This window comes from uncultured Propionibacterium sp., from assembly GCF_963539965.1.
GTDB lineage: Bacteria > Actinomycetota > Actinomycetes > Propionibacteriales > Propionibacteriaceae > Propionibacterium.
Window position 1 is genome coordinate 1 of the sequence record NZ_CAUTOU010000003.1, and the last position, 26367, is coordinate 26367.

At 70.9% G+C, this 26367-nt stretch carries 23 protein-coding genes and 1 pseudogene; 13 read left to right on the forward strand and 11 right to left on the reverse strand.

Going from position 1 to position 26367, the window contains the following annotated elements; translation table 11 throughout:
* The 4 genes and pseudogenes from R2N01_RS01630 to pgl form a co-directional block, all read left to right on the forward strand.
* Positions 1 to 949: pseudogene (locus R2N01_RS01630) on the forward strand (hypothetical protein); the annotation flags it as partial.
* Positions 950 to 978: 29 nt separating this feature from the next.
* A complete protein-coding gene (gene zwf, locus R2N01_RS01635) occupies positions 979 to 2520 on the forward strand; it encodes a glucose-6-phosphate dehydrogenase (RefSeq protein WP_316667797.1) in 1542 nt (513 codons plus the stop codon).
* A 12-nt stretch (positions 2521 to 2532) separates the two neighbouring features.
* Positions 2533 to 3441, forward strand: a complete 909-nt coding sequence (locus tag R2N01_RS01640) for a glucose-6-phosphate dehydrogenase assembly protein OpcA (protein WP_316667799.1) — start codon at positions 2533 to 2535, stop codon at positions 3439 to 3441.
* Positions 3438 to 4178 carry a 6-phosphogluconolactonase gene (pgl, locus tag R2N01_RS01645; RefSeq protein WP_316667801.1) on the forward strand — a complete coding sequence of 247 codons (741 nt, stop codon included), beginning with the start codon at positions 3438 to 3440 and terminating at the stop codon, positions 4176 to 4178. The genes R2N01_RS01640 and pgl overlap by 4 nt, the downstream gene beginning before the upstream one ends.
* Before the next feature lie 53 nt (positions 4179 to 4231).
* On the opposite strand, the gene R2N01_RS01650 is transcribed toward pgl, so the two are convergent.
* From R2N01_RS01650 to R2N01_RS01695, 10 genes are all read right to left on the reverse strand, one after another.
* Positions 4232 to 4588 carry an RNA polymerase-binding protein RbpA gene (locus tag R2N01_RS01650; RefSeq protein WP_316667803.1) on the reverse strand — a complete coding sequence of 119 codons (357 nt, stop codon included), beginning with the start codon at positions 4586 to 4588 and terminating at the stop codon, positions 4232 to 4234.
* A gap of 49 nt (positions 4589 to 4637) precedes the next feature.
* A complete protein-coding gene (gene secG, locus R2N01_RS01655; protein WP_316667805.1) occupies positions 4638 to 4883 on the reverse strand; it encodes a preprotein translocase subunit SecG in 246 nt (81 codons plus the stop codon).
* A gap of 172 nt (positions 4884 to 5055) precedes the next feature.
* Positions 5056 to 5844, reverse strand: coding sequence for a triose-phosphate isomerase (gene tpiA / locus R2N01_RS01660; RefSeq protein WP_316667806.1), 789 nt, complete (start codon positions 5842 to 5844; stop codon positions 5056 to 5058).
* A gap of 2 nt (positions 5845 to 5846) precedes the next feature.
* Complete coding sequence (locus R2N01_RS01665; protein WP_316667807.1) at positions 5847 to 7058, reverse strand: phosphoglycerate kinase; 1212 nt, start codon at positions 7056 to 7058, stop codon at positions 5847 to 5849.
* Positions 7059 to 7155: 97 nt separating this feature from the next.
* Positions 7156 to 8160, reverse strand: coding sequence for a type I glyceraldehyde-3-phosphate dehydrogenase (gene gap / locus R2N01_RS01670; RefSeq protein ID WP_316667810.1), 1005 nt, complete (start codon positions 8158 to 8160; stop codon positions 7156 to 7158).
* 248 nt (positions 8161 to 8408) lie between these two features.
* Positions 8409 to 9398: a DNA-binding protein WhiA gene (gene whiA, locus R2N01_RS01675; protein WP_316667812.1), complete on the reverse strand. Its 990-nt coding sequence runs from the start codon at positions 9396 to 9398 to the stop codon at positions 8409 to 8411.
* A gap of 78 nt (positions 9399 to 9476) precedes the next feature.
* Complete coding sequence (gene yvcK / locus R2N01_RS01680) at positions 9477 to 10427, reverse strand: uridine diphosphate-N-acetylglucosamine-binding protein YvcK (protein ID WP_316667813.1); 951 nt, start codon at positions 10425 to 10427, stop codon at positions 9477 to 9479.
* Positions 10428 to 10454: 27 nt separating this feature from the next.
* A complete protein-coding gene (rapZ, locus tag R2N01_RS01685) occupies positions 10455 to 11336 on the reverse strand; it encodes an RNase adapter RapZ (protein ID WP_316667899.1) in 882 nt (293 codons plus the stop codon).
* Positions 11337 to 11398: 62 nt separating this feature from the next.
* Positions 11399 to 13339 carry an excinuclease ABC subunit UvrC gene (gene uvrC, locus R2N01_RS01690; protein WP_316667814.1) on the reverse strand — a complete coding sequence of 647 codons (1941 nt, stop codon included), beginning with the start codon at positions 13337 to 13339 and terminating at the stop codon, positions 11399 to 11401.
* 313 nt (positions 13340 to 13652) lie between these two features.
* Positions 13653 to 13838 (reverse strand): hypothetical protein, encoded by a 186-nt coding sequence (locus tag R2N01_RS01695; RefSeq protein ID WP_316667815.1) that lies wholly within the window; start codon positions 13836 to 13838, stop codon positions 13653 to 13655.
* Between the two features lie 110 nt (positions 13839 to 13948).
* Here R2N01_RS01695 and R2N01_RS01700 point away from each other — a divergent pair, with 110 nt between their 5' ends.
* From R2N01_RS01700 to R2N01_RS01740, 9 genes are all read left to right on the forward strand, one after another.
* A complete protein-coding gene (locus R2N01_RS01700; protein WP_316667816.1) occupies positions 13949 to 14860 on the forward strand; it encodes a histidine kinase in 912 nt (303 codons plus the stop codon).
* Complete coding sequence (locus R2N01_RS01705; RefSeq protein ID WP_316667817.1) at positions 14857 to 15528, forward strand: response regulator transcription factor; 672 nt, start codon at positions 14857 to 14859, stop codon at positions 15526 to 15528. The genes R2N01_RS01700 and R2N01_RS01705 overlap by 4 nt, the downstream gene beginning before the upstream one ends.
* A 103-nt stretch (positions 15529 to 15631) precedes the next feature.
* The gene (locus R2N01_RS01710) at positions 15632 to 16513 is read left to right on the forward strand and encodes an ATP-binding cassette domain-containing protein (protein ID WP_316667820.1); all 882 of its coding nucleotides are present in this window, start codon (positions 15632 to 15634) and stop codon (positions 16511 to 16513) included.
* Positions 16510 to 17715 (forward strand): ABC transporter permease, encoded by a 1206-nt coding sequence (locus tag R2N01_RS01715; protein ID WP_316667821.1) that lies wholly within the window; start codon positions 16510 to 16512, stop codon positions 17713 to 17715. Before R2N01_RS01710 ends, R2N01_RS01715 begins: the two co-directional genes overlap by 4 nt.
* Positions 17716 to 18190: 475 nt before the next feature.
* Positions 18191 to 19501: an extracellular solute-binding protein gene (locus R2N01_RS01720; RefSeq protein ID WP_316667823.1), complete on the forward strand. Its 1311-nt coding sequence runs from the start codon at positions 18191 to 18193 to the stop codon at positions 19499 to 19501.
* Complete coding sequence (locus R2N01_RS01725; protein ID WP_316667825.1) at positions 19498 to 20427, forward strand: sugar ABC transporter permease; 930 nt, start codon at positions 19498 to 19500, stop codon at positions 20425 to 20427. The genes R2N01_RS01720 and R2N01_RS01725 overlap by 4 nt, the downstream gene beginning before the upstream one ends.
* A gap of 6 nt (positions 20428 to 20433) precedes the next feature.
* Positions 20434 to 21276 (forward strand): carbohydrate ABC transporter permease, encoded by an 843-nt coding sequence (locus R2N01_RS01730; protein WP_316667827.1) that lies wholly within the window; start codon positions 20434 to 20436, stop codon positions 21274 to 21276.
* A gap of 19 nt (positions 21277 to 21295) precedes the next feature.
* A complete protein-coding gene (locus R2N01_RS01735) occupies positions 21296 to 22543 on the forward strand; it encodes a sn-glycerol-3-phosphate ABC transporter ATP-binding protein UgpC (RefSeq protein WP_316667830.1) in 1248 nt (415 codons plus the stop codon).
* Between the two features lie 117 nt (positions 22544 to 22660).
* The gene (locus R2N01_RS01740) at positions 22661 to 23197 is read left to right on the forward strand and encodes a GNAT family protein (RefSeq protein WP_316667831.1); all 537 of its coding nucleotides are present in this window, start codon (positions 22661 to 22663) and stop codon (positions 23195 to 23197) included.
* A gap of 13 nt (positions 23198 to 23210) precedes the next feature.
* Here the strand turns inward: R2N01_RS01740 and uvrA are convergent, their stop codons facing one another.
* On the reverse strand, positions 23211 to 26252 hold the full coding sequence (gene uvrA, locus R2N01_RS01745) for an excinuclease ABC subunit UvrA (protein ID WP_316667901.1): 3042 nt from the start codon (positions 26250 to 26252) through the stop codon (positions 23211 to 23213).
* Positions 26253 to 26367: the final 115 nt, after the last annotated feature.

Sequence of the window (26367 nt, forward strand, 5' to 3'; positions counted from 1 at the left end):
GCTCGGTGCGCTCCCTGGCCCCCGCGCCCCGCGGCGGCTGAGAGTCGGTGTCGAGCGCCCGGGCCACCCCGCGCTGTCGGGGCTGCCCGCGGCCCTCGGGCACCGGACCATCGCCCTGGCGAGCGACGCCGGCGGGCTCGCCACCGAGCGCCTGCCGGACGCCGCGCGGATCGACGCGGTCATCGTCACGCCCAATCATCAGTACCCCTACGGCGGCGTGCTGGCGGCCCGGCGCCGTCAGGAACTGCTGGCCTGGGCGCAGTCCGGGCGGGTGCTCGTCATCGAGGACGACTACGACTCCGAGCTGCGCTACGTCGGCATGCCGCCGCCCTCGCTGGCCGCCCTCGACGACCCCGAGGCCGGCCGCGTCCTCACGCTGGGCACCTTCTCGACAGTGCTGTCACCGGCCCTGGCGACCGGTCATCTCATCGCCCCGGCCAATCTGCTCGAAACGCTGCTGAACCGCCGCCGGGCCCTCGGCCTGCCCGCCGGCGCGATCGTCCAGCAGGCCCTGGCCGGCTACCTGGCCAGCGGAGAGCTGCGCCGCCACATCCAGCGGATGCGCCGCAGCTACCGGGCGCGCCGGCGCATCGTCATGGAGTCCTTCGCCGATGCGCCCGGCGCACGGCTGGCCCCCCTTACGGGCGGCCTGCAGGCCGTCGTCCTCACCGCCGCGCCGGGGGCGCGGGTCATCGAGACGGCCCGGGCCCGCGGCGTCCTGGTCGGGGACCTGGCCGGCTACTGGGGGCCGACCGGCGGCGAACAGGGCGTCGTCTTCGGTTTCGCCGGCGCTCCCCTGCCCCGGCTGGAGACGGCGCTGAAGGTGATCGTCGAGGCGTGCGCGCGCCCCGCGCAGGATGCGCGCCGTGCGCGCCCGGGGCGGGGTGAGGCCGAGGACGGGGGGCGCGCGGGCGCGCGCGGGGAACCGCGGTCCTGCGGCTACCCTTGAGGGACGTTCCCGACATCCGGAAGGACCCCATGAACGCAGCTGCAGACCAGCAGGAGTGGGTGAACCCGCTCCATGACCCCGAGGACAGCCGCATGCCCCACATCGCGGGGCCGTGCGCGCTCGTCTTCTTCGGCGTGAGCGGTGATCTCTCCCGCAAGAAGCTCCTGCCCGCCGTCTACGACCTGGCCAACCGCGGCCTGCTGCCACCGGGTTTCGGCCTGGTCGGCGTGGCGCGCCGCGACTACACCAGCACCCGATTCGCCGAGATCGTCAAGGGCTACGTGCAGGAGAACGCCCGCACGCCCTTCCGGGACGAGACCTGGAAGCAGCTCGCCGCCGGCATCCGCTTCGTCCGGGGCGACTTCGACGACGGCGGTACCTTCGAGCGCCTGCACGACACGCTTGACGGGCTCGACGCCCGGCAGGGCACGGGCGGCAACCACGTCTTCTACCTGTCGGTGCCCCCGAGCAGCTTCGAGAAGGTCATCGACCAGCTCACCTGCCACGGCATGACCGACCAGTCGACCGGCTGGAAGCGCGTCGTCATCGAGAAGCCCTTCGGCCACGACCTGTCCAGCTCCCGCGAACTGTACGGCACCCTGTCCAAGGCCTTCCCGGCCGAGTCGGTCTTCCGCATCGACCACTACCTGGGCAAGGAGACCGTGCAGAACCTGCTGGCCCTGCGCTTCTCGAACCAGATGTTCGAACCCATCTGGAACAGCAACTACGTCAGCCACGTGCAGATCACCATGGCCGAGGACATCGGCATCGGAGGCCGCGCCGGCTACTACGACGGCATCGGCGCGGCCCGCGACGTCATCCAGAACCACCTGCTCCAGCTGATGGCCCTGACCGCCATGGAGGAGCCGAACAGCTTCGACGCCGGCCAGCTGCGCATCGAGAAGCAGAAGGTCCTCGCCGCGGCGCGGGTGCCCGGGGACCTGGACGCGCACACCGCGCGCGGCCAGTACGCCGCCGGCTGGCAGGGCGGCCTGGAGGTGCCCGGCTTCCTCGAGGAGACCGGCATCGCCCCGGACTCGATCACCGAGACCTACGCGGCCGTCCGCTTCGACATCGACACCCGCCGCTGGGCCGGCGTGCCGTTCTACCTGCGCACCGCCAAGCGCATGCCGCGCCGCGTCACCGAGATCGCGCTCATGTTCAAGCGGGCCCCGCACCTGCCCTTCAACAACACCGAGACCCGCGAGCTCGGCACGAACGCGCTCGTCCTGCGCATCCAGCCCGACGAGGGCGTCTCGATGCACTTCGGCGCCAAGGTACCGGCCACGTCCATGGAGATCCGCCAGGTCAGCATGGACTTCGCCTACGCCGGTTCGTTCAACGAGTCGAGCCCCGAGGCCTACGAGCGCCTCATCCTGGACGTCCTGCTCGGCGAGCCCCCGCTCTTCCCCCAGCAGGAGGAGGTCGAGCTCTCCTGGCGGCTGCTCGACCCGGTCCTCGAGCACTGGGCGGCCCGGGGCCGCCCCGAGCAGTACGCATCCGGCACGTGGGGCCCCGTCGGCGGCGCCCGCATGCTGGCCAACGACGGCTTCACCTGGCGCCGTCCGTAGGGAGTCACGCAAATGATCATCGAACTCACCAATACCAGCTCCGCCGAGGTGGCCTCGCAGGCGCTGACCGCCCGCCGTTCCACCGGCGTCGCCTCCGGCCTGGTCATGACGCTCATCGTCGCCAGCACCACCCGCCAGTACTCCGACGCCTTCGACGCCGCCCAGGCCACCGCCGTCGAGCACCCCTCGCGCATCATCGTCGTCATCGAGGGCAGCAGGGAGCGGCCCACTGCCATGGACGCGGAGATCCGCGTCGGCGAGGGCACGCCCGGCGACATGATCACCCTGCGCCTGACCGGCGATCTCGTCGGCCACGGCGACTCGGTCGTCCTGCCGCTGCTGCTGCCCGACCTGCCGGTCGTCGCCTGGTGGCCCGGTCGCGGCCCCGAGCTGCCCGGCAAGGACCCGATCGGGGCGCTGGCCCAGCGCCGCATCACCGACGCGGCCAATGCCGACGACCCGATCGCCGCCCTGGTGGCCCGCGCCAGCGGCGAGTACAGCGGCGCTGACACCGATCTGTCGTGGACCCGTCTGACGCGCTGGCGCGCGCTGGCGGCCTCCGCCCTCGACCAGTGCCGTCTGCCCGTGCGCTCGGCGATCGTCGAGGCCGCCGCCGACAACGCCCCGGCCGAGCTGTTCGCCGCCTGGCTGGACGCCCGTCTGGAGGTGCCGGTCGAGGTCAAGAGCTCGATGGGCCCGGGGCTGACGGCCGTCCGCCTGCAGACCGAGGCCGGCGAGGTCGCGGTGCGCCGCGAAAGGACCGCCGATGCGGCCTTCGTCATCCCCGGCCAGCCGGTACGCACCGCCGCTCTCGGTCGCCGCAGCGCCGTGGCCCTGCTGAGCGAGGAGCTGCGCCGCCTGGACCCCGATGCGGTCTTCGCCCAGGCACTGGGCAGGCTGGCCGAACGGGCCGGGAGATGAGCCCCCCGCGCGTCCTGCGCTACTCGGACGAGGACGAGCTCACCACCGAGGTGAGCAAGCATCTGGTGAACGCGCTGGCGCAGGCCCAGGCCGAGCGCGGGGACGCGCATCTGTGCCTCTGCGGGGGTCAGGTCGAGCGCGCGGTGTGCGGCCACCTGGCCTCGCTGGCCCGCTCGGGCAGCATCGACCCGGCCCGCCTGCACCTGTGGTGGAGTTGCGAGGCCTTCGTGGCCACTGCCGATCCCTCGCGCAATTCGCTGGCGACCCTGAGCGTCCTGGGCGGTGCCCTGGCCGTGCCGCCGGCCAACGTCCACGCCATGCCCAGCTCCAACGGCTCGGCGGACCCGGACGACGCCGCCTACGCCTATGCCAAGGAGCTCGACGGGACGGTCTTCGACATCTGCCTGCTCGAGCTGGGCCCGGGCGGGCGCGTGGCCTCGATCTTCCCGCGTCATCCCAGCTTCACCGCGCAGAGCGGCACGAGCCTGCTGGCGACCGGCGTCGCCGACGCCCCGGAGGGCCCGGCCGAGCAGGTCACGCTGACCTACAACGCGATCAACCGTTCACGTCAGGTCTGGGGTCTGGCCAGCGGCGCGGGGCACGCGAACTGCCTGGTCGCCACGCTCGGGGACGACCCGCGCACGCCGGCAGCCCGGGTGCGCGGCGTCGCCGGGACGATCTGGTTCGTCGACCGGGCCGCCTCCTCGGAAGTGCCCTATTTCCAGTGCGACCTGTGAGCGGCCGCGAAGGACGAGGGGGCCGTCCCATCCCCCGCCCGACCGGCGTCGGGTCAGTAGATGACCTCGCCGCTGCGGCGGCGCTCCTTGAGACTGGCCAGGGCCTCCTTGAGGATGGCCGCGGCCTCCTTGTCGCTGCGGCGCTCCTTCACATAGGCCAAGTGGGTCTTGTAGGGGGTGTTCTTCGGCGGTGGCGGCGGGTTCTGCTGGTCCCGGCTGGCCGGGAGACCGCACCTGGTGCACTCCCAGCCCTCGGGGACCTCGGCGTCTTCGGCGAACGAGGGGCGCGTCACATGCCCGTTCGCGCAGTAGTACGCGACCTGGGTGCGGGGCGCGGTCTCGCCGCGCTCGGCCTCACCCATCGGACCGGCGCCGACGCGACTGCCGCGGATTGCGCTGCCACTAGCCACAGCTGAATGCTCCTATCGGGGAGGGGATGATGCTGGCCCGGAATTCGACTCAAGCCGTCGCCCTGTACAGCACGAGCAGGCCGAGGATGCAGGCCAGCCACAGCAGACCGATGATGATCGTGAGCCGGTCGAGCATGCGCTCGGCCGAGGACGTACCGCTCGTCGAGGTGGTCATGCCGCCACCGAAAAGATCCGACAGGCCTCCGCCGCGGCTTCTGTGCAGGAGGATGAAGGCGGTGAGGGTGAAGCTCAGCACCACGAGCACGATGGACAGCGTCGTGATGGGCCATGTCATGAGCGGGATTAGCATCACTCGGTGATTTTAACCCACGGCCCAAGGCCGCCCCGTGCGGCGCAGGCGCCCGGCCCGAGCGCATCGACCGCCGGCGCCGCGAACCGCCCCGGACAGCCGTCAGGGGCGCCCGGCCGATGCCGGGCGCCCCTGACCCGCTCGTGCCCGAGCCCGCTCAGGCCTGGACCATGGCGTAGAAGCGGACGATGGCCGCGAAGTCGTCGGGCTTCAGGCTGGCGCCGCCGACGAGGGCGCCGTCGATGTCGGGCTTGGCCATGATGGCCGCCACGGAGCCGGGCTTGACCGAGCCGCCGTACTGGATGCGCACCCCCTGGCCGGTGGCCTCGTCGTACAGGCCGGTGACGGCCCGGCGGATCGCCCCGCAGACCTCCTGGGCGTCCTCGGGGGTGGCGACCTCGCCGGTGCCGATGGCCCAGACGGGCTCGTAGGCGATGACGAGACCGGCGACCTGCTCGGCCGGGATGCCGGCCAGCGCCCCTTCCACCTGGGCGACGGTGTGCTCGACGTGCCGGCCGGCCTTGCGGACCTCGAGGGGCTCGCCGACGCAGATGATCGGCGTCAGGCCCCTGGAGAGGGCCTTGACGGCCTTGGCGTTGACGACCTCGTCGGTCTCGCCGTGGTACTGGCGGCGCTCCGAATGGCCGACGACCACATAGGCGCAGCCCAGTTTGGCGAGCATGTCGGCGCTGATGTCGCCGGTGTAGGCGCCGTCGTCGTGCTCCGACAGGTCCTGGGCGCCGTAGACGATCGGGAGCCTGTCGCCCTCGACCAGCGTCTGGACCGTGCGGATGTCGGTGAACGGCGGGATGACGACGCACTCGGAGGCATCGGGGTCGTAGCCCTTGTCCTGCAGTGTGAAGGCCAGCTTCTGGACCAGGCCGACGGCGTCGACGTGGTTCATGTTCATCTTCCAGTTGCCGGCCATGATCGGCTTGCGTGCCATGATCAGTCGTCCCCTTCCAGGACTGCCAGGCCAGGCAGTTCCTTGCCCTCAAGGTACTCGAGAGAGGCGCCGCCGCCGGTGGAGATCCAGCCGAACCGGTCGTCGGAGTAGCCGAAGGCGCGCACTGCGGCGGCGGAGTCGCCGCCGCCGATGACGGAGAAGGCGTCGGAGGAGGCCAGGGCCTTGGCGATGGCCTCGGTGCCTCCGGCGAAATCGGCGATCTCGGAGACGCCGGCCGGACCGTTCCAGAAGACGGTCTTGGCGCCGGCGATCTCGGCGGCGACGGCCTCGGCGGAGGCGGGGCCGATGTCGAGGCCCTCACGGTCGGCGCCGATGGCGGCGGCGGGCACGACCTCGACCTCGCCGAGGGCCTTGCGGGCGTCGAGGTCCATGCCCTCGGCGACGACGACGTCGACGGGCAGCAGGATCTTCTTGCCGGCCGCCTCGGCGCGGGCGAGGTACTCGCGGCAGGTCTCGACCTTGGACTCGTCGAGGATCGAGGCGCCGACCTCGTGGCCCTGCGCCTTGAGGAAGGTGTAGGCCATGCCGCCGACGATGGCCAGCGTGTCGGCTACCTTGAGCAGATTGTCGATGACGGCCAGCTTGTCGGCGACCTTGGCGCCGCCGAGGACGACGACGTAGGGGCGCTCGGGGTCCGTGGTGATCTTCGACAGGACGGAGACCTCCTTGGCGACGAGCTCGCCGGCCGCGTTCGGCAGCAGCCCGGCCAGATCGTAGACGCTGGCCTGCTTGCGATGGACGACGCCGAAGCCGTCGGAGACGAAGATCTCGCCGAAGCGGGCGTACTCGGCCGCCAGGGCCTCGCGCTCGGCATCGACCTTGCTGGTCTCGCCCGGTTCGAAGCGGACGTTCTCGACGAGGGCGATCTCGCCGTCGGAAAGGGCCGCGCTGGTCGCCCGGGCGGAGGGGCCGACGGTGTCGGCGGCGAACTTCACGTCCCGGCCGAGCAGCTCGCCCAGGCGGGCGGCGACGGGGGCCAGGGAGAACTTGGGGTTGACCTCGCCCTTGGGACGGCCGAGGTGGGCGAGCGCGGTGACGCGGGCGCCGGCATCGAGCAGGGTCTTCAGGGTGGGCAGGGCGGCACGGATGCGGCCGTCGTCGGTGATGGTGGTGCCGTTCAGCGGCACATTGAAATCGCAGCGGATCACGACGCGCTTGCCGCGCAGGTCGCCGAGCTGGGAGACGGTCTTCACTGGGTAACTCCTGGAATCGGTTTGTCGTAGGCGAACAGGGCGCGCCAGCCCGTGCCGGCGCGCCCTGTTCTCATGTGGTCCCTCCGGTCCTGCCGGCTCAGAGCTTGTCGCAGACGAGCCTGGTCAGGTCGACGAGGCGGTTGGAGTAGCCCCACTCGTTGTCGTACCAGCTGAGCACCTTGACGAGGTTGCCGATGACCTTGGTCTCGGAGGCGTCGAAGATGCTGGCGTGGGGATCGCCCTGGATGTCGGTCGAGACGATCGGGTCCTCGGTGTAGGCCAGGATGCCCTTGAGCTCGCCCTCGGCGGCCTCCTTGACGGCGGCGTTGACCTCCTCGACGGTGACCTCGCGGCTCGGGATGAACGAGAGGTCGGTCAGCGAGCCGGTGGGGGTGGGGACGCGGATGGCCAGGCCGTCGAACTTGCCCTTGAGCTCGGGCAGGACCAGGGCGACGGCCTGGGCGGCACCGGTCTTGGTGGGGATCATGTTGAGCGCGGCGGCGCGGGCGCGGCGCAGGTCCTTGTGGGGGGCGTCGAGGATGCGCTGATCGCCGGTGTAGGAGTGGATCGTCGTCATGATGCCGCGCTCGATGCCGAACCTCTCCTGCAGGACCTTGGCCACCGGGGCCAGGCAGTTCGTGGTGCAGGAGGCGTTCGAGATGACGTTCTGGGAGGCGGGGTCGTAGTCCTCGTCGTTCACGCCCACGACGAAGGTTCCGTCGACGTTCTTGGCGGGCGCCGAGACGATGACCTTCTCGGCGCCGGCGGCGATGTGGGCCTTGGCCTTCTCCCCGTCGGTGAACAGGCCGGTCGACTCGACGACGACCTGGACGCCGAGATCCTTCCAGGGCAGGTCGGCGGGGCTGCGCTCGGAGAGCACCTTGATGGCCTTGCCCTCGACGATGATGTTGCTGTCGTCGTAGTCGACCTCACCGGCGAAGCGGCCGAGGATCGAGTCGTACTTGAGCAGGTGGGCGAGGGTCTTGGTATCAGTCAGATCGTTGACGGCAACGATGTCGAGATCGGCCTTCTGCTCGATCATCGCACGGAAGAAATTGCGGCCGATACGGCCGAAACCATTGATGCCAACCTTGACAGTCATGTAATCGATTCTCCTTCGACGGGTCATGATGCCTGGCCACCCGGCTCCAGCTGGTTGGGCTTCACCCGGCCCCCAGACTCGGACAAGCCGATCCTACCCGACCGGCAGGGGCCGAGCCCATGGGTTCGCCCCCTGGAATTCCGTGGTGAGAACCCCTCGGGAGGCGGGGATCCGTACGCGGCGCGCCGGTTCGTCGCGGGCGTCATCGTCCTCGGCCCCCTCCGGACTGCCCGCGCGCCCGGGACCGGCTACCTGCCGTCGTCGGCCAGCATCTCGGGGGTCAGGGCCGCCGAGGTGGCCGGGACGCCGCGCTCACCCGCCGTCCTGTCGGCCAGGGCGAGCAGGCGGCGGATGCGGCCGGCCACCGCATCCTTGGTCAGCGGCGGGACGTGCAGCTGGCCCAGCTCCTCGAGGGAGGCGTCGCGGTGGGCCAGGCGCAGCTCGCCGGCCGAGCGCAAATGGTCGGGGATGTCCTCGCCGAGGATCTCCAGGGCGCGCTCGACGCGAGCGCTGGCGGCGACGGCCGCGCGGGCCGAGCGGCGCAGGTTCGCATCGTCGAAGTTGGCGAGGCGATTGGCGCTGGCGCGCACCTCGCGGCGCATGCGGCGCTCCTCCCAGGCGAGCACCGACTCGTGGGCGCCCATGCGGGTGAGCAGCGAGGAGATGGCGTCGCCGTCGCGGACGACGACGCGATCCATCTGCCGCACCTCGCGGGCCTTGGCGCTGATGCCCAGCCGACGGGCCCCCCCGACCAGGGCCAGCGCGGACTCGGAGCTCGGGCAGGTGATCTCCAGGGCCATCGAACGACCGGGCCCGGTGAGCGAGCCGCGGGCCAGGAAGGCGCCGCGCCAGGCGGCGACCTGGTCCTCGAGGGAGCCGCCCACGATCTGCGCCGGCAGGCCGCGCACCGGCATGCGGCGGGCGCCGATGAGCCCGGTCAGGCGCGCGAGGTCCTCGCCCCGGCGCACCTGGCGGACGACGTAGCGGGTGCCGCGGCGCAGCCCCGAGGAGTTGACCATGATGATGTCGCAGTCGAAGTCGTACAGGTCGCGGATGCCGGCGCGCAGGCGCCGGGCCGCGCTGCCCGTGTCGAACTCCCCCTCGACGACGATCTGGCCGCTGACCAGGTGGATGCCGCCGGCGAAGCGCAGCATCGCAGCGATCTCGGCACGGCGCGACTCGGGTTTGAGCACGGCAACCGTGGCCAGCTCGGACTTCACCTGCTGCGTCAGTGCCATCTGCTCACTCCCCCTGCTCGACGCCGACCCCACCAGATTACGCAGGCGCCCACACGCCCCGGCCCGCGCCCGTGAGCCTCAGCCGAGCATGATCTCGCTGTAGACGGCGGCCAGGCGCAGGCGGTCGTGACGGGCCGTGTTGTCGTGCATGGCGACATCCCCGACGACCAGCCGGGCGCCGAAACCCGCGCAGGTCTCCCCGAGCATCTCGTCCTCGCCGGCGAAGGTCTCGTCGGCGATCACCGTGTCGAGGTGCAGGCCGGGCGCGTGCTCGGCGACGAGCTCCATGTGCCGGGTCGGCGAGAAGCCGGCGGTCTCGTAGCCGGAGGCGACGTTCAGCGTGAGCACCTTGTGGGCCTCGGCACCGATGATCGCCTGCGCGAGCTCGGGGACCATCAGGTGCGGCAGCACGGAGGTGAACCAGGAGCCCGGACCGAGGACGATGTAGTCGGCCTCGGCGATGGCGGCCAGGGCCTGGGGGCAGGCCGGGGGGTCGTCGGGCAGCAGGCGGATCGACTGCACCAGGCCGCGCGTGACGGCGACCTCGTGCTGGCCGTGGACGACCTGCACCTCGGCGGGGAACTCCAGGTCGAGGCCGAGCACGTCCGCCTCGATGTCGAGCGGGACCGTCGAGGCCGGCAGCACGCGGCCGCGGGCGTCGACCAGGTCCGCGACCATGTCGAGGCCGGCGACCGCGTCACCGATCGTCTGCCAGACCCCCTCGATGAGCAGATTGCCGACGGCGTGGCCGTCCAGCGGCCCCTCGGAGCGGTAGCGCTGCTGCAGGACGGTGGCCCAGCGGCGCCCGCTGTGGTCGTCGCCGCACAGGGCGGCCAGCGCCATGCGCAGATCGCCCGGGGGCAGGCCGCCGAGCTCTGCGCGCAGCCTGCCCGACGAGCCGCCGTCGTCGGCCACGGTCACCACCGCGGTGAGGTCATCGGTCACCCTGCGCAGTGCCGACAGGGACGAGTAGAGGCCGTGGCCGCCGCCGAGGGCGACGACCCTGGGCAGTTCATCTGGATCACGCACTCCGGGTCCTCCTCGCTCAGGGCCGGGTCATTCGAGACCGAGGTCGCGGTGCAGGACGCTCACCTGCATACCGTCCGCGCGCAGGCGCGCGGCGACGGCCTCGGTCATGGCCGTCGAACGGTGCTTGCCGCCGGTGCAGCCGATGGCGATGGTCACCTGGCGCTTGCCCTCGCGCAGGTAGCCGGGGGCGACGATGCGGAACATGCCCTGGAGCTCGTCGAGGAACTCGGTGGCGCCGTCCTGGGCCAGCACGTAGTCGCTGACGGCCTGGGACAGGCCGGTCTGGGGGCGCAGCTGAGGCACCCAGTGCGGGTTGGGCAGGAAGCGCACGTCGAAGACGAAGTCGGCGTCCAGCGGCACGCCGTTCTTGAAGCCGAAGCTCATCACCTGCACGCGCAGGGTTCCGGCCTCGTCGCCGCCGTAGGCGTGGGCGACGCGGGCGGCCAGTTGGTGGACGTTGAGGCGGGAGGTGTCGATGACCAGATCGGCGCTGGCGCGCAGGTCCGACAGCATCCGGCGCTCCTTCTCGATGCCGACGAGCAGACGGCCGTCGCCCTGCAGGGGCAGCGGACGACGACTGGACTCCTGGCGACGGACGATGGCCTCGTCGCTGGCCTCGAGGAAGCATATCTCCGGCGAGATGCCCCTTTCGCGCAGACGGGTGAAGACGGCGGGCAGCTGATCGAACATCTCGCGACCGCGCACGTCGAGGCCGACGGCCAGGCGGGCCAGGCCGGAGTCGTTGGCGGTGCCGATGAGCTCGGGCAGCATCGACGGGGGAAGGTTGTCGACGACGAACCAGCCGAGGTCCTCCATGGCGTGGGCGCAGGTGCGCCGCCCGGCCCCGGACATGCCGGTGATGATGACGGTGCGGGGGGCCTTCGGCAGGGTACGGGCGGGTGCTGGCATATCACTCACGGAACCATTATCGACCCGCGGTCCGACGGCCGCCGGCGCGCCCGGCCGCCGGATCACTCGATGATCTCACCCGTCGTCACGTTGACGGCCGGGGCCGCGTCGTCGGCCGCCAGGGCCGCCACGATCGCCTCGGCGGTGGCGCGCCCGATGCCGGGCAGCTCGGCGAGCTCGTCGGCGGTGGCGGCGCGCAGCCTCCTCAGCGAGCCGTAGTGCTTGAGCAGGGTGGCCCGGCGCACCTGACCCAGGCCGGGCACCGCGTCGAGCACCGACTCGACCATCGCCCTGGAGCGGCGCCGGCGGTGGTGCGTGATCGCGAAACGGTGCGACTCGTCGCGCACGCGCTGGAGCAGGTAGAGCCCCTCGGAGTTGCGCGGCAGGATCAGCGGGTACTCCTCGTCGGGCAGCCAGACCTCCTCGAGGCGCTTGGCCAGGCCGATGACGCGGATCCCCTCGACGCCCAGTTCGTCGATGGCGCGCTGGGCCGCCCCGACCTGCAGGGGGCCGCCGTCGATGACCACGAGCGAAGGCGCGTAGGCGAATTTGAGCGGGCGGCCCGTGTCGGGGTCGACCAGGCCGCCACCGCGGTCCGGGCTCCTCGCGGCCGCGCGATCGTTGATGAGCCGGGTGAAGCGGCGCGACAGGACCTCGTCCATGGCGCGCAGGTCGTCCGAGCCCTCGAAGCCCTTGATGACGAAACGGCGGTACTCGCTCTTGCGGGCCATGCCGTCCTCGAAGACGACCATGGAGCCGACCGCCTGCGTGCCCTGGAGGTGCGAGATGTCGTAGCCCTCGATGCGCAGCGGCGCCTCGGGCAGGTCGAGCAGTTCGGCCAGTTCCGCCAGCGCCCGGTTGCGGGTCTCCAGGTCGGCCGAGCGCCTGGCCTTGTGCCGGGCCAGCGCCTGGGCGGCGTTCTGGGCGACCGTGTCCATGAGAACGCGCTTGTCGCCGCGGCGGGGGACGTGCAGGTTCACGGACGAGCCGCGCTGATCCCCCAGCAGGTCGGCGAGCGCCCCGGCGTCCGACGGCAGGGCGGGCACGAGCACCTCGCGGGGCACGGCCGAGTCGGCGTACAGGTTCAGCAGGAAGGACTCGACGAGCCCGCCGGCGTCCGCGTCGTCGGCCCGGTCGGCGACCCAGGAGCGTTCCCCGCGCACGCGGCCGGCACGCACGTGGAAGACCTGGACGGCCACCTCGAGCGGGTCGATCGCCAGAGCGATCACGTCGGCGTCGGTGCCCTCGGGCAGCACGATGGCATTGCGCTCGCTGGCCTCGGCGAGCGCCTTGAGCGAGTCGCGCAGGACGGCGGCGCGCTCGAAGTTCTCGTCGTCGGCGGCCCGCGTCATCCGCTCGGTCAGCTTCTTCTCCAAGCGCCTGGTGTGGCCCTCCATGAAGGCGCAGAAGTCGGCCGCGATCTCGCGGTGCTCGGCCTCGCCCACCCTGCCCACGCACGGCGCCGAGCACTTGCCGATGTAGCCCAGCAGGCAGGGGCGGCCCGCCGAGGCGGCCGAGTTGAAGACGCCCTTCGTGCACGAACGCATCGGGAAGACGTGCAGCAGCATGTCGACCGTCTCGCGGATCGCCCAGGCCTTGCCGAAGGGGCCGTAGTAGCGCCAACCCCTGTGCTTGGCCCCGCGCCCGACGAAGACGCGCGGGTACTCCTCGCTCCAGCTGACGCACAGCCACGGATAGGTCTTGTCGTCGCGGTACTTGATGTTGAACCGCGGTCTGTAGTGCTTGATCCAGGTGTACTCGAGCTGCAGGGACTCGAGTTCGTTCTGCACCACCGTCCACTCGACGCGGCTGGCCGTGCGCACCATCGTCTGGGTGCGCGGATGCAGCGCCGAGACGTCCTGGAAGTAGGAGTTCAGGCGGTTGCGCAGGTTCTTGGCCTTGCCCACGTAGAGCACCCGGCCGTGCACGTCGCTGAACCGGTAGACCCCCGGGCCGGTGGGGATCTGGCCCGGAGCAGGACGGTAGACGGACGGGTCGGCCATGCCTGCCAGACTACTTGGGCGCATCGGCGGACCGGGGCCCGCGCGGCGACGCCCCGGCCGGTCCATCCGGTGGTCGGGGCCGTCGGCCGGCACGGTACGGGCCGCTAGGCTCGCCCCGGGCCCGGGCCGTCGGACCGGGCCGGAGCACCACAGGAGGCGCAATGGCCGTTCAGTCGCTGCCCGATCGCGTCGGCGCATGGCTCGGGCTCGACGACGACTGGCTGCGCCCGGTGGCCCGTCTCGAGCGGCGCGATGCCGTCATCGCCCTGATCATGGCGGGCAGCTCCGCGCTCAACCTGGAGCTGCTGCGCGGCTACGTCAGCTCGTTCGACATGCGTCCGCGCCCGCTCGAGTACGGGCTCATCCTGCTCGAGACCGCGCCCCTGCTCTGGCGCCGGCGCTTCCCCCTGCTCTCGGCCGCGGTGGTCTCCACGGCCTTCGCCGTGACGAGCGAGACCGCGGGCGAGGTGAACCTCCAGCTGGTCGGCATGACGCTCATCTTCCTGTCGGTCTTCTCGGCGGCCTGCTGGGCGTCGAATCGGCGGGCGATGGCGGACCATCGCGGGGATCATCCTCGCCGATCTGCTCTGGCTCACCTGGGACCTCGCGGTGGGTCTCAGTCTCCAGCACGTCGTCGACGACTTCGGCGGCGACTCCGCGCACGGCCTTCTGGGGCCGGCCGCCTCGTACGGCATCTACTCCTATCTGATCAACACCGTCTTCCTGGGCGCGGCCTTCGTCTTCGGCAACGCCGCTTGGCGCCGTGCGCGCCAGCAGGCCCAGTTGGAGGCCCAGGCGGCCCAGATCGCCGAGCAGGCCGATCGGCTGCGCGACCAGGCCGTCATCGAGGAGCGGCTGCGCATCGCCCGCGAGCTGCACGACGTCGTCGCCCACCACGTCTCGGTGACCGGCGTGCAGGCCGCCGCCGCTCGGCGCGCGCTCGGGAAGAGGCCGGAGCAGGCCGCCGGAGCGCTGGAGGCGGTCGAGGAGTCCGCCCGCGAGGCCATCGGCCAGATGCGCGGGCTGCTGGGCGCGCTGCGCGGCTCGGAGAAGGCCGAGGAGTCCCGCCGGTCCTCCCCCACGATCGCGCAGATCGCCGACCTGGTCGCCGGCCAGGAGACCGGGCTGCGGGTCCGCTACGAGCTCATCGAGTCGGCGCCGGGGCTCGCGGGGAGCGTGCCGCTGCCGATCGCACTGTCCATCTACCGCGCCGTCGAGGAGGCGCTCACCAATGTGCGCCGCCACTCGACGGCCACCACCGCGCAGGTCGCCGTGCGCGTCAACGACCGCTACGCCGAGGCCGAGATCCTCGACTCCGGCCATCCGCTGACCGGCACCTCGGGCACCGGCCTGGGCCTGCTCGGCATGCGCGAGCGCGTCGCCGGGCACAGGGGCGAGGCCGAGATCGGCCCGCGCCTGACCGGCGGATTCCGCGTCCGGGTCCGCCTGCCCCTCGCGGGAGACCCCCGGGGGCAGGACCGGCTCTCCCGGGCCGTCCGGCAGCCCACGGAGCGGCCATGATCCGCGTCCTCGTCGTCGACGACCAGAAGCTGGTGCGCACCGGCTTCGACATGATCCTGTCGCTGGAGGACGACATCGAGGTGATCGGCCAGGCCTCCGACGGCGCCCAGGCCGTCGAACTGACGCGCACCGTGCGCCCGGACGTCATCCTCATGGACGTGCAGATGCCCGGCGTCGACGGCATCGAGGCCACTCGGACGATCATCGGCGAGCAGCTCGCCAAGATCATCATGGTCACCACCTTCGACCGCGACGACTACGTCTTCGAGGCGCTGGCGGCCGGCGCCTCGGGCTTCGTCCTGAAGAACTCCGGCCCGGACGAGCTGGTCTCCGCCGTACGGGCCGTGGCCCGGGGCGACGCGCTGCTCAGCCCGCAGGTGACGCTGCGCGTCATCCGCGCCATGGCGGGCGCCCTGCCGAGGGTCGAGGGCCCGGGCGCGCCCGACGGCTCCCCGGCCGGGCCCCGGCGCCCCTCCGAGCTCACCGAGCGCGAGATTGATGTGCTGAGGGCCCTGGCCAGAGGCCTGTCCAATGCCGAGATCGCCGCCGAGCTGTTCGTCTCGGAGGCGACCGTCAAGACCCACGTCTCGAATCTGCTGGCCAAGCTCTGCCTGCGTGACCGCGTGCAGGCCGTGGCCTGGGCGTTCAGGCACGGCCTGGCCTCCTGAGCCGACCGGGGACCGCCTCATCCCTTCGAACGAGCCCATGGCACCGGCGGGATTCCTCCGCACGGCCGATGCGCCGGCGCCAGCGGTCCGGCAGGCTTGGGCCATGCTCGAAACGCGACATCTCACCCGCCGGTTCGGCGACCTGGTCGCCGTCGACGATGTCAGCCTCCAGGTGCCCGACGGCTCGACCGTCGGCTTCGTCGGCGGCAACGGCGCCGGCAAGACCACGACGATGCGGATCATCATGGGCCTGCTCGGCCCCGACGCCGGCGAGGTGCTGTGGGACGGCGCCCCGATCACCACGGCCGAGCGCCGCCGCATCGGCTACATGCCCGAGGAGCGCGGTCTCTACCCCAAGCAGCGGGTGCTCGACCAGCTCGTCTACCTGGCCAGGTTGCGCGGCGGCGCCGCCGCCGGGGCCCGGACCGAGGCCATGCGGCTGCTCGAGGTCTTCGGCCTGGGCGAGCGCGCGAGGGAGAAGCTCGAGAAGCTCTCCCTGGGCAACCAGCAGCGCGTGCAGATCGCCGCAGCCGTCATGGCCGAGCCGGCGGCCCTCATCCTGGACGAGCCCTTCAGCGGCCTCGATCCCGAGGCCGTCGACTCGCTGGCCGAGGTGCTGCGCACGCGCACCGCATCCGGCGTCCCCCTGCTGTTCAGTTCCCACCAGCTCGACCTGGTCGAGCGCCTGTGCGACCGGCTCGTCGTCCTCTCCAACGGACGGGTCGTGGCGGCCAGCACCCACGAGGAGCTGGCCGGCCGCGGCGAATCCCACTACCGCCTGGTGATGGACGTCGACACGGGCTGGGTGCGCGATCTGGCCGGCCTGACCGTCCTGGACGTGGCCGGCCCCACCGCCCTGCTGAGCTTCGAGGACGAGGGCGCTCGACGCGCGCTGCTGGCCGAGGCTCTCGGCCGGGGCGATGTGCGCGAACTCGCCGAGATCCGTCCCACCCTTGCCGAGATCTACCGTGAGGTGACCCGATGAGCACCGACAACAAGAACCTGTGGACGATCGTCGCCGGCCACGAGATGTCGGTCAAGCTCCACGACAAGAGCTTCATCATCTCGACCGTCCTGATGCTGGCCATCATCGTCGCGGGCCTCGGCTTCTACGCCTGGTCGGCCTCCAGGCAGCAGACGTGCACCATCGTGGCCAGCGACTCCCCCTCGGCCCAGGTGGCGCAGGCCGTCGAGCCCGTGGCCAGGGCCGACGGGGCCAGGATGGAGATCGACGTCGTCCGGGTGGATGACGAGGCCGCCGCCCGGGCCAGGCTCGCCGATGACGACGACGCGGCCTGGTTGCACGCCACCGCCACCGGTTGGGTGCTCACCTTCGGCGGCTCCAGCGACGACCAACTGCTGTCGTACACCAGCACCGCCGTCTCGCAGACCGTCCTGGCCCAGGTCGCCGCCCAGGCCGGCATGAGCGACGAGCAGCTGGCCGCGGCCGTGAGCGTCACGGACGAGGAGCTCGACCCCGACAGCGGCTTCAACCTCAGGAACTACTTCGTCGGCATCGTCTTCGCCCTGCTGTTCATGGTCTCCTCGATGATGTTCGGCATGCAGATCGCCCAGTCGGTGACGACCGAGAAGCAGTCCCGGGTCATCGAGATCCTCGCCGCGGCCGTGCCCGCCCACCAGCTGCTGCTGGGCAAGATCGTCGGCAGCACCCTGATGGCCCTGCTCCAGATGCTCCTGTACGCGGTCATCGGCCTGATCGGCCTGTCGCAGACCGATCTCGGCATCATCCTGCCCGGCCTGTCCGGCTCGATCGTCTGGTTCCTGGCCTTCTTCCTGGTCGGCTTCGGCGCTCTGGCCTGCCTGTGGGCGGCCGCCGGCGCCCTGGCCGGCTCGCAGGAGGACCTGCAGCACACCGCGCAGCCCCTGACCTGGCTGCTGATGATCGTCTACGTCACCGGTTTCGCCGTCCACGGCACGGTCCAGACGGTGCTGTCCTTCGTCCCGATCATGTCGAGCGTGCTCATGCCCGTCCGGATCGCCGCCGGCACGGCGAGCTGGTGGCAGGTGCTCGTCGCCCTGACGATCACGCTGGCCTTCACCCCGCTGGCCATCTGGATCGGGTCCCGGATCTACAACCGCTCGCTGCTGCAGACCCACGGCAGGGTGAGCCTCAGGCAGGCGCTGGGCCGGCAACCGGCGCAGCCCGCCGGCCGTGCACGCCGGTGATCGACGTCGCGGTACGCCTTCCCGCGATCGTCCCGGGACAGCGCGAGCACGTAGACCCAGCCGGGACCCGCGGGGCGGTCACACGCCACCGGCGTTCGCGCGGCAGCAGGTGGGACGCCGAACCCGCTACGGCAGGCCCGGACGGGCGATCGCATCGGCCGTTTCGCGGTCAGGTGCGCCTGCCCGGACGACCCCCTCACGGGCCGCTCCCCTCGGATCGCGCGAATTGCGCGTGGCCAGCACGTCCCGGTCCGGGCATCGGCGGGCAGTCGTCCCCCCCGGTGGGGGCGCATCGCCGTCGAACCGGGCGAGCGGGACGCGGCCGGCAACCGTCCCGGGCCGCGCGCGGGCCCTGGAGTCCCGTCCCGGGCCGCTGCGTGGTGAACGGGCGCCCAGCATGCGGTCCGCCATTCCGGCCGGCCCCCGGCGCGTAGAGTACGGACACACATCCATGCAACGAGGCAGGGAAAGGATCATGAGACCAAGAAGAACCCTCAAGCCCCTGCTGGGCGGCTGCCTGCTCGCCCTGGCAGCCTCAGGCCTGACCGGCTGCTCGGGAGGAGGAGCAGGCGGCACCGACACCCTCACCTGGTTCATCAATCCCGACGGCGGCGGCTCGTCCCCCACCGGCGGGGGCCAGGCCCAGCTGGCGGCCGAGTGCTCGCAGGCCTCCGGGGGCGCGTACACCATCAGGGTGGAGCTGCTGCCGAACGAGGCGTCCGACCAGCGCCAGCAGCTGATCAGGCGTCTGGCCGCCCACGATTCGGGAGTGGACATCATGAGCCTCGACCCGGTGGTCGTGCCGGAGTTCGCCGAGGCCGGCTACCTGGTGGACGTGCCCGAGCAGTACACCGCCGACTTCACCCAGGACCGGGTGCAGGGCTCGCTGGACGCCTCCCAGTGGGACGGCAGGCTCGTCGCGGCCCCCTTCTGGTCGAACACGCAGCTGCTGTGGTACCGCAAGTCGGTCGCCGCGGCGGCGGGCCTGGACATGACCCAACCGGTCACCTTCGACCGGCTCATCGAGGCCGCCCAGGCCACGGGGACGGACATCGCCGTCCAAGCCAAGCGCTACGAGGGCTACACCGTGTTCGTCAACGCCCTCGTCGCCGGGGCGGGCGGCTCGATCGTGCAGAACGAGGGGGCCTCCGCCGAGGACACCCAGCTGGGGCTCGATTCCCCGCAGGGCCAGCGCGCCGCCGAGATCATCCGGGAGCTGGCCTCCTCGGGGGCCGTCGGCCCGGCCCTGTCGTCGATGAACGAGACCACCTCGCTGAACATGTTCCAGGACGAGGCGACCTCGGGCTTCATGCTCAACTGGATGTACGTCTACGCCGCCATGAAGGAGAACAACCTGTCGTTCCTGGACGACATCGGCTGGACCACCTACCCGCGGGTCGACGCCGACAAGGAGGCCGCGCCCCCGTTCGGCGGTATCGAGCTGGGCGTCAACACCGCCTCGCGGAACAAGGACGAGTCCTGGCAGGCGATCTCCTGCATCACCAGCGCCGAGCACCAGAAGGCGTACATGATCGGCACGGGCAATGCCGCCTCCCGCTCGTCGGTGTTCGACGACCCGCAGATCCAGGAGCAGTTCCCGATGGCCGACGTCTTCCGCGAGTCCCTGAACAATGCGGTGCAGCGTCCCCGCACCGCCTACTACGGCGACCTGTCCACCGCCATTCAGCGCACCTGGTCGCCGCCCGAGCAGGTCGACCCGGCCACGACGCCGGCCGAGTCGACCGAGCTGATCATGAAGGTCCTGCGGGGAGAGGCCCTGCTATGAGCACCACTTCCGACACCGTCAAGCCCCGGCTGAGCGACCGGGCCCGCGAGGAGCGCAGGCTCGGCTGGAGGCTGGCCGGGCCGGCATTCGTCATCATGCTGCTGGTCACCTTCTACCCGATCCTGCAGGCGGTCTACACCTCGCTGTTCAAGTACCGCCTCACCGACCCCGGGGGGCGCGAGTTCGTCTTCCTGCACAACTACGGGATCATCCTCACCGACTCGCTGTGGTGGCGGGCGTTCGGCACGACCGCCTTCATCACCGCGGTGACCGTGGTCGTCGAGCTGGTGCTCGGCTTCGCCATAGCCCTGGCGATGGAGAAGATCATCCACGGGCGGGGCCTGCTGCGCACCATCGTGCTGATCCCCTACTCGATCATCACCGTCGTCTCGGCGTTCTCCTGGTTCTACGCCTTCGCGACCGACACCGGCTTCGTCGACCGACTGCTCAACAAGCTGTCGTTCGGGCTGTTCCCGGCCGACTACGACTGGTTCGGCGGCTTCTGGAGCTCGATGGTGCCGATCTGCGGCTCGGAGATCTGGAAGACCACCCCGTTCATGTCGCTGCTGCTGCTCGCCGGCCTGACCCAGATCGACAGCGCCATGGAGGAGGCCGCCATCGTCGACGGGGCCACCTGGGGCGAACGGCTGCGCAGGGTGATCCTGCCCAACATGAAGTCCCAGATCATGGTGGCGCTGCTGTTCCGGACGCTCGACGCCTTCAGGATCTTCGACAACATCTTCATCATGACCGCCGGAAGCCACGACACCTCGTCGCTGTCGCTGATCGCCTACAACCAGACGATCTCCCGCACCGAGGTCGGGCTCGGCTCGGCCGTGTCGGTGCTGCTGTTCTGCTGCGTCGTGATCATCGCGGTGGTCTTCGTCAGGGGATTCCGCGTCAACCTGGCGGGTGGAGAGGAGTGAGCACCGATGAATCGTGAACTGTCCGGCGCCCAGAAGTTCTGGCAGACCGTCGCCTCGGTGGCGATCATCGTCTACACGGTCGTCCCGCTGCTGTGGATCCTCAACATGTCGCTCAAGTCGACGGCCGACCGGGCCGACGGGAAGTTCTGGGCGCACCACCCGACGCTGGAGAACTACCAGCTCATCTTCACAGGGGGCGCGAAGGACCTCTTCCTGCCGGCGCTGCGCAATTCGATCCTGGTAGCCGTCATCGCCACGCTCATCGCCGTGATCCTGGCGACCTTCTGCGCCTACGCGATCGCCCGCCTGGACTTCCCGGGCAAGCGGATGATCCTCGGCACCGCCCTGACGGTGTCCTTCTTCCCGGTCATCTCGCTGGTCACCCCGCTGTTCGACCTGTGGCGCCGCATCCACCTGTTCGACACGATCCCGGGCCTGATCCTGCCCTATCTCGTGCTGACGCTGCCCCTGGCGATCTGGACGCTGTCGGCGTTCTTCCAGCAGATCCCCTGGGAGATGGAGCAGGCCGCCCAAGTCGACGGCGCCACGAGCTGGGAGGCCTTCCGGAAGGTCATCGTCCCGCTCGCCGCGCCCGGCGTCTTCACGACCGCGATCATCGCCTTCTTCACGGCTTGGAACGACTTCGTCTTCGCCATGTCGCTGACCAGCGACCATGCCCGGACGGTCCCAGCCGCGCTGGCGTTCTTCACCGGCGCCAGCCAGTTCGAGTCGCCGACCGGCGCCATCTGCGCGGCCGGCGTCGTCGTGACCATCCCCGTCGTCCTGCTCGTCCTCTTCTTCCAGCGCCAGATCGTCTCCGGGCTCACCTCCGGTGCCGTCAAGGGCTGAACCGGTTAGGAGATCCACCATGGCTCAGATCACTCTGAAAAACATCGTCAAGGAATACGGCGACGGCTTCAAGGCCGTCAACGACATCAGCCTGGACATCGCCGACGGCGAGTTCATGATCCTCGTCGGGCCCTCCGGCTGCGGGAAATCGACGACCCTGCGCATGATCGTCGGGCTGGAGGACATCACCGGCGGCGACCTGGCGATCGACGGCAGGAGGGTGAACGACCTGGCGCCGAAGGACCGCAACCTGGCGATGGTCTTCCAGAACTACGCGCTCTACCCGCATCTGAGCGTGCGGGACAACATCGCCTTCCCGCTGCGGCTCGGCCACAACAAGATCCCCGAGGAGGAGGTCGACCAGCGGGTGCGCCAAGCCGCCGAGATGCTCGAGCTGACCGAGCACCTGGACCGCAAGCCGGCCAATCTGTCCGGCGGCCAGCGTCAGCGCGTGGCCATGGGGCGGGCCATCGTCCGCGACGCCGACGCCTTCCTGTTCGACGAGCCGCTCAGCAACCTGGACGCCAAGCTGCGCGGCCAGATGCGCACCGAGATCGCCCGCCTGCAGCGCAGGCTCGGCATCACGACGGTCTACGTCACCCACGACCAGACCGAGGCCATGACGCTGGGCGACCGGGTGGCGGTAATGCGCAAGGGCGTGCTCCAGCAGTGCGCGTCCCCTCGCGAGCTCTACGAGGAGCCGGTCAATCTGTTCGTGGCCGGGTTCATCGGCTCCCCCCCGATGAACTTCCTGCCCGCCACGGTGCGCGGCGACCATCTGGAGCTGCCGATGACGAGCGCCCCGATCCCCGAGGCGATCCGCGCCGACCTGGCCGGCAAGGACGTCGTCGTGGCGGGACTGCGCCCCGAGGCGATCAAGGACGCCGGGGTGCGCACGCCTCCGGCCGGGGCCGTCGTCTTCTCCTGCACCGTGGACGTCACCGAGTGGCTGGGCAACGAGCAGTACGCCTATGTCCCCTTCACCTCGGACCCGGCGGTGCAGAGCACCCTCGAGGAGCTCGACCGGGACCTGGACGGCGAGGGCCTGCGCACGCAGTTCATCGTCAACCTGGAGCCGAGCTCGCGCATCCTGGAGGGCGAGGAGGCCTCGCTGTACTTCATGCCCGAGGACATGATGGTCTTCGACCCCGCGTCGGGGCGCAACCTCACCCGCGACGAGCAGCATGCGGCCGAGATCGCCGAGCGCTCCGAGGCCGCCCGCAGACGTGCGCTCGAGCGCTCCAAGGCGAGGGCGGAGCAGTCCTGACCGTGCCGAGCTGGTGCGTCCGGGGCCCGGGCACGCTAGCGTGGACCGGAGAAGCCGGGCGCGGGGCGGCCCCGCGCCCGGGCGCCGCAGGGGCGCCATCGCATCGGAGGTTCAGACATGCTTCGTTGGCCATTCGCCGAGACGGCGCTGACCGCCGGTGATCTCACCGCACGGGTGTGGGATCCCGAACGCGACGCCGAGCCGTTGTGGGCGGCACTGGCATCCCCCGAGGTCTGGAGGTCGGCGCCCCGGGGCATGCCCGACGGCCCCGGGGACCTCGCCATCAGGCTGGGACAGCGCGAAGGCGGCCCCGAGCGCATCACCTGGACGGTCGATCTCGCCGGCGAGGTCATCGGCACCTCCAGCCATTTCCGCCGCGGCGAGTGCGTCGAGCTGGGCGCCACCTACCTGTCGCCCAGGGTCTGGGGCACCGGCCTGCACCTGCGCCTGGTGCGCCTCATGATCCATGAGGCCCGCGCGAACGGCTGCTCAGGTATCGTCACGCGCGCCGACGACACCGACGAGCGCGCCAACAAGGCCGTCCAGAAGCTGGGCTTCGTGTTCATCCACAAGTCGGCCGAGCAGGCCCTGCGGGCCGACGGCACCAAGCGCATCACCCGCGTCTACCGCCTCGACAACGAGGAGGTCGTCTGAGTCGGCGGGCCGTTCACCGGCCCGTCGTGGCCCTGCTCCTGCGCGTCGTGGTCCGCCGCGCGGCGGACTTCGCCGCAGGGCCCGCGGCCCCGCCCTTGACGGCCTTCTTCGCGGCGGCCTGCTCGGCCCTCTTGAGCCTGGCCCGGGCCTTGAGCTGGGCGGCGGTGGGCACCTCGGGGCGCGGCGGCAGCGGCACCGAGCCGGCATCGGGCGTGACATGCCGCGCCAGGTGGCGGCCGGTGAAGGAGTTCTCGCAGGTGGCGACGTACTCGGGGGTGCCCTGGGCGACGACCGTGCCGCCCTTGCCACCGCCCTCGGGGCCCATGTCGATGACCCAGTCAGCGGTCTTGATGACGTCGAGGTTGTGCTCGATGACGACGACCGTGTTGCCGGCGTCGACCAGCTTGCCGAGCACCGCGAGGAGCTTGCGGATGTCCTCGAAGTGCAGGCCGGTGGTGGGCTCGTCGAGGACGTAGAGGGTGCGGCCGGTGGAGCGCTTCTGCAGCTCGGCGGCCAGCTTGACGCGCTGGGCCTCGCCGCCGGACAGCGTGGTGGCCGGCTGGCCCAGGCGCACATAGCCCAGGCCCACCTCGACGAGGGTGGCGAGGTGGCGGTGGATCGAACCGATCGGCTCGAAGAACTCGGCGGCCTCCTCGATGGGCATGTCGAGCACCTGCGAGATCGACTTGCCCTTGTAGTGCACCTCGAGCGTCTCGCGGTTGTAGCGCGCGCCCTTGCACACCTCGCAGGGCACGTAGACATCGGGCAGGAAGTTCATCTCGATCCTGATCGTGCCGTCGCCGTAGCAGTTCTCGCAGCGGCCGCCCTTGACGTTGAAGCTGAAGCGGCCCGGCTGGTAGCCGCGCATCCTGGCCTCGGGGGTCTGGGCGAACAGCTGGCGGATCTTGTCGAAGACGCCGGTGTAGGTGGCCGGGTTGGAGCGCGGAGTGCGGCCGATCGGCGTCTGATCGACGTGGATGACCTTGTCGATGTGCTCGACGCCGGTAATCGAATGGTGCCTGCCCGGCACCGCCTTGGCACTGTACAGGCGCTTGGCCAGGGCGGTGTAGAGGATCTGGTTGACGAGCGTGGACTTGCCCGAGCCGGAGACGCCTGTAATGGCGATGAGCTGGCCGAGGGGGAAGCTCACGTCGATGCCGCGCAGGTTGTTGGCGACCGCCCCGTGCACCGTGATCCTGGCGCCGTTGGGGGCGTGGTGCTGCGCGGGCACCTCGATGCGGCGCCGGCCGGTGAGGTAGGCGCCGGTGACCGATCCCCCGGCGGCGAGCAGGTCGTCGACGGTGCCGTTCACGACGACCTCGCCGCCATGCTCTCCGGCGCCGGGGCCGATGTCGACGACCCAGTCGGCGGAGCGGATGGTCTCCTCGTCGTGCTCGACGACGAGGAGCGTGTTGCCCAGGTCGCGCAGACGCCGCAGGGTCTCGAGCAGCCGCTCGTTGTCGCGCTGGTGCAGGCCGATGGAGGGCTCGTCGAGGACGTAGAGGACGCCGGTGAGGCCGGAGCCGATCTGGGTGGCCAGGCGGATGCGCTGGGCCTCGCCGCCGGACAGCGTGCCGGCCGAGCGGGACAGCGTGAGGTAGTCCAGGCCGACGTCGACCAGGAAGCGCAGGCGCTCGCGGATCTCCTTGACGACGCGGGCCGCGATCTGGGCCTCGCGCTCGGACAGCCGCATCGATTCGAGGACCTCGAGCACCTCGCCGATGGACAGGTCGCACAGCTCGGCGATGGAGCGCCCGGTCATGGTGACCGCCAGCGACGTGGGCTTGAGGCGCGCACCGGCGCAGGCCGGGCACGGGATCTCGCGCAGGTAGGCCCCCCACCGGTCGCGGGCCGCATCGGTCTCGGCCTCGTCGAAACGGCGGTGCACGTAGGGCAGGACACCCTCGTACTTCTGCGTGTAGGTGCGCACGCGGCCGAAGCGGTTGCGGAACTTCACGTAGACCGGGTCGTCATAGCCCTCGAGGATGAAGGCGCGGATCTTGGGGGGCAGCTCCTCCCACGGCGCATCGACGCTGAAGCCCTCGCTGGCGGCCATCGCCTCGAAGACGTGGTCGTAGTGACGCTTGACCATGGCCGAGGCCCACGGCGCGACGGCGCCCTCGGCCAGCGAGAGCGTCTCGTCGGGCACGACGAGGGCCGGATCGACCTCGAGCTGGGTGCCCAGACCGGTGCAGGCCGGGCAGGCGCCCCACGGGGAGTTGAAGCTGAACTGGCGCGGTTCGAGCTCGTCCATCTCCAGATCGTGCCCGTTGGGGCAGGCCATCTTCTCGCTGAACCGGCGCCGACGGTGCGGATCGGTGGCATCGCGATCGACGAAATCGATGACGACGAGACCCTTCGCCAGGCCCAGAGCGGTCTCGACCGAATCGGTGAGGCGCTGGGCCGCGCCGGCCTTGACCACGACGCGGTCGACGACGACGTCGATGTCGTGCCTGCGCTTCTTGTCGAGCGCGGGCGGGGCCGACAGCTGGTGCTGCTCGCCGTCGACCAGGACGCGGGCGTAGCCGTCGGTGGCCAGCTCGCGGAACAGATCGACGTATTCGCCCTTGCGGCCGCGTACGACCGGGGCGAGGATCCGGAATCGCGTGCCCGGCTCGAGCCCCATGAGACGGTCGACGATCTGCTGGGGCGTCTGACGTGCGACGGGTTCGCCGCACGTCGGGCAGTGCGGATGGCCGATGCGCGCGTAGAGCAGGCGCAGGTAGTCGTAGACCTCGGTAATGGTGCCGACGGTGGAGCGCGGGTTGTTGCTCGTGGACTTCTGGTCGATCGAGACGGCCGGCGACAGGCCCTCGATGAAGTCGACGGCCGGCTTGTCCATCTGGCCGAGGAACTGGCGGGCGTACGAGCTCAGCGATTCGACGTAGCGGCGCTGGCCCTCGGCGAAGATCGTGTCGAAGGCCAGGGAGGACTTGCCCGAACCCGACAGGCCGGTGAGCACCACCATCCTCCCGCGCGGAATGTCGAGGCTGACATTGCGCAGGTTGTGTTCACGCGCGCCACGGATAACGAGCTTGCCATTCACGGCCCCCATGGTATGGGCGGGCACTGACGATTTCCCACCCGCAAGCCGCCAGCGGGCACTCGGGACGTCGCATTCCGCGTCTTCCGGCGGCGAACGGCAGCACCGGTTCCCACTCGCAGGGTAC

Coding starts and splice junctions, on each gene's coding strand:
- zwf (WP_316667797.1), top strand. CDS start 979: ATGAACGCAGCTGCAGACCAGCAGGAGTGGGTGAACCCGCTCCATGAC.
- R2N01_RS01640 (WP_316667799.1), top strand. CDS start 2,533: ATGATCATCGAACTCACCAATACCAGCTCCGCCGAGGTGGCCTCGCAG.
- pgl (WP_316667801.1), top strand. CDS start 3,438: ATGAGCCCCCCGCGCGTCCTGCGCTACTCGGACGAGGACGAGCTCACC.
- secG (WP_316667805.1), bottom strand. CDS start 4,883: ATGACATGGCCCATCACGACGCTGTCCATCGTGCTCGTGGTGCTGAGC.
- tpiA (WP_316667806.1), bottom strand. CDS start 5,844: ATGGCACGCAAGCCGATCATGGCCGGCAACTGGAAGATGAACATGAAC.
- gap (WP_316667810.1), bottom strand. CDS start 8,160: ATGACTGTCAAGGTTGGCATCAATGGTTTCGGCCGTATCGGCCGCAAT.
- whiA (WP_316667812.1), bottom strand. CDS start 9,398: ATGGCACTGACGCAGCAGGTGAAGTCCGAGCTGGCCACGGTTGCCGTG.
- rapZ (WP_316667899.1), bottom strand. CDS start 11,336: ATGCCAGCACCCGCCCGTACCCTGCCGAAGGCCCCCCGCACCGTCATC.
- uvrC (WP_316667814.1), bottom strand. CDS start 13,339: ATGGCCGACCCGTCCGTCTACCGTCCTGCTCCGGGCCAGATCCCCACC.
- R2N01_RS01695 (WP_316667815.1), bottom strand. CDS start 13,838: ATGAGCGTCATGCCGACCAGCTGGAGGTTCACCTCGCCCGCGGTCTCG.
- R2N01_RS01705 (WP_316667817.1), top strand. CDS start 14,857: ATGATCCGCGTCCTCGTCGTCGACGACCAGAAGCTGGTGCGCACCGGC.
- R2N01_RS01710 (WP_316667820.1), top strand. CDS start 15,632: ATGCTCGAAACGCGACATCTCACCCGCCGGTTCGGCGACCTGGTCGCC.
- R2N01_RS01715 (WP_316667821.1), top strand. CDS start 16,510: ATGAGCACCGACAACAAGAACCTGTGGACGATCGTCGCCGGCCACGAG.
- R2N01_RS01720 (WP_316667823.1), top strand. CDS start 18,191: ATGAGACCAAGAAGAACCCTCAAGCCCCTGCTGGGCGGCTGCCTGCTC.
- R2N01_RS01725 (WP_316667825.1), top strand. CDS start 19,498: ATGAGCACCACTTCCGACACCGTCAAGCCCCGGCTGAGCGACCGGGCC.
- R2N01_RS01730 (WP_316667827.1), top strand. CDS start 20,434: ATGAATCGTGAACTGTCCGGCGCCCAGAAGTTCTGGCAGACCGTCGCC.
- R2N01_RS01735 (WP_316667830.1), top strand. CDS start 21,296: ATGGCTCAGATCACTCTGAAAAACATCGTCAAGGAATACGGCGACGGC.
- R2N01_RS01740 (WP_316667831.1), top strand. CDS start 22,661: ATGCTTCGTTGGCCATTCGCCGAGACGGCGCTGACCGCCGGTGATCTC.
- uvrA (WP_316667901.1), bottom strand. CDS start 26,252: ATGGGGGCCGTGAATGGCAAGCTCGTTATCCGTGGCGCGCGTGAACAC.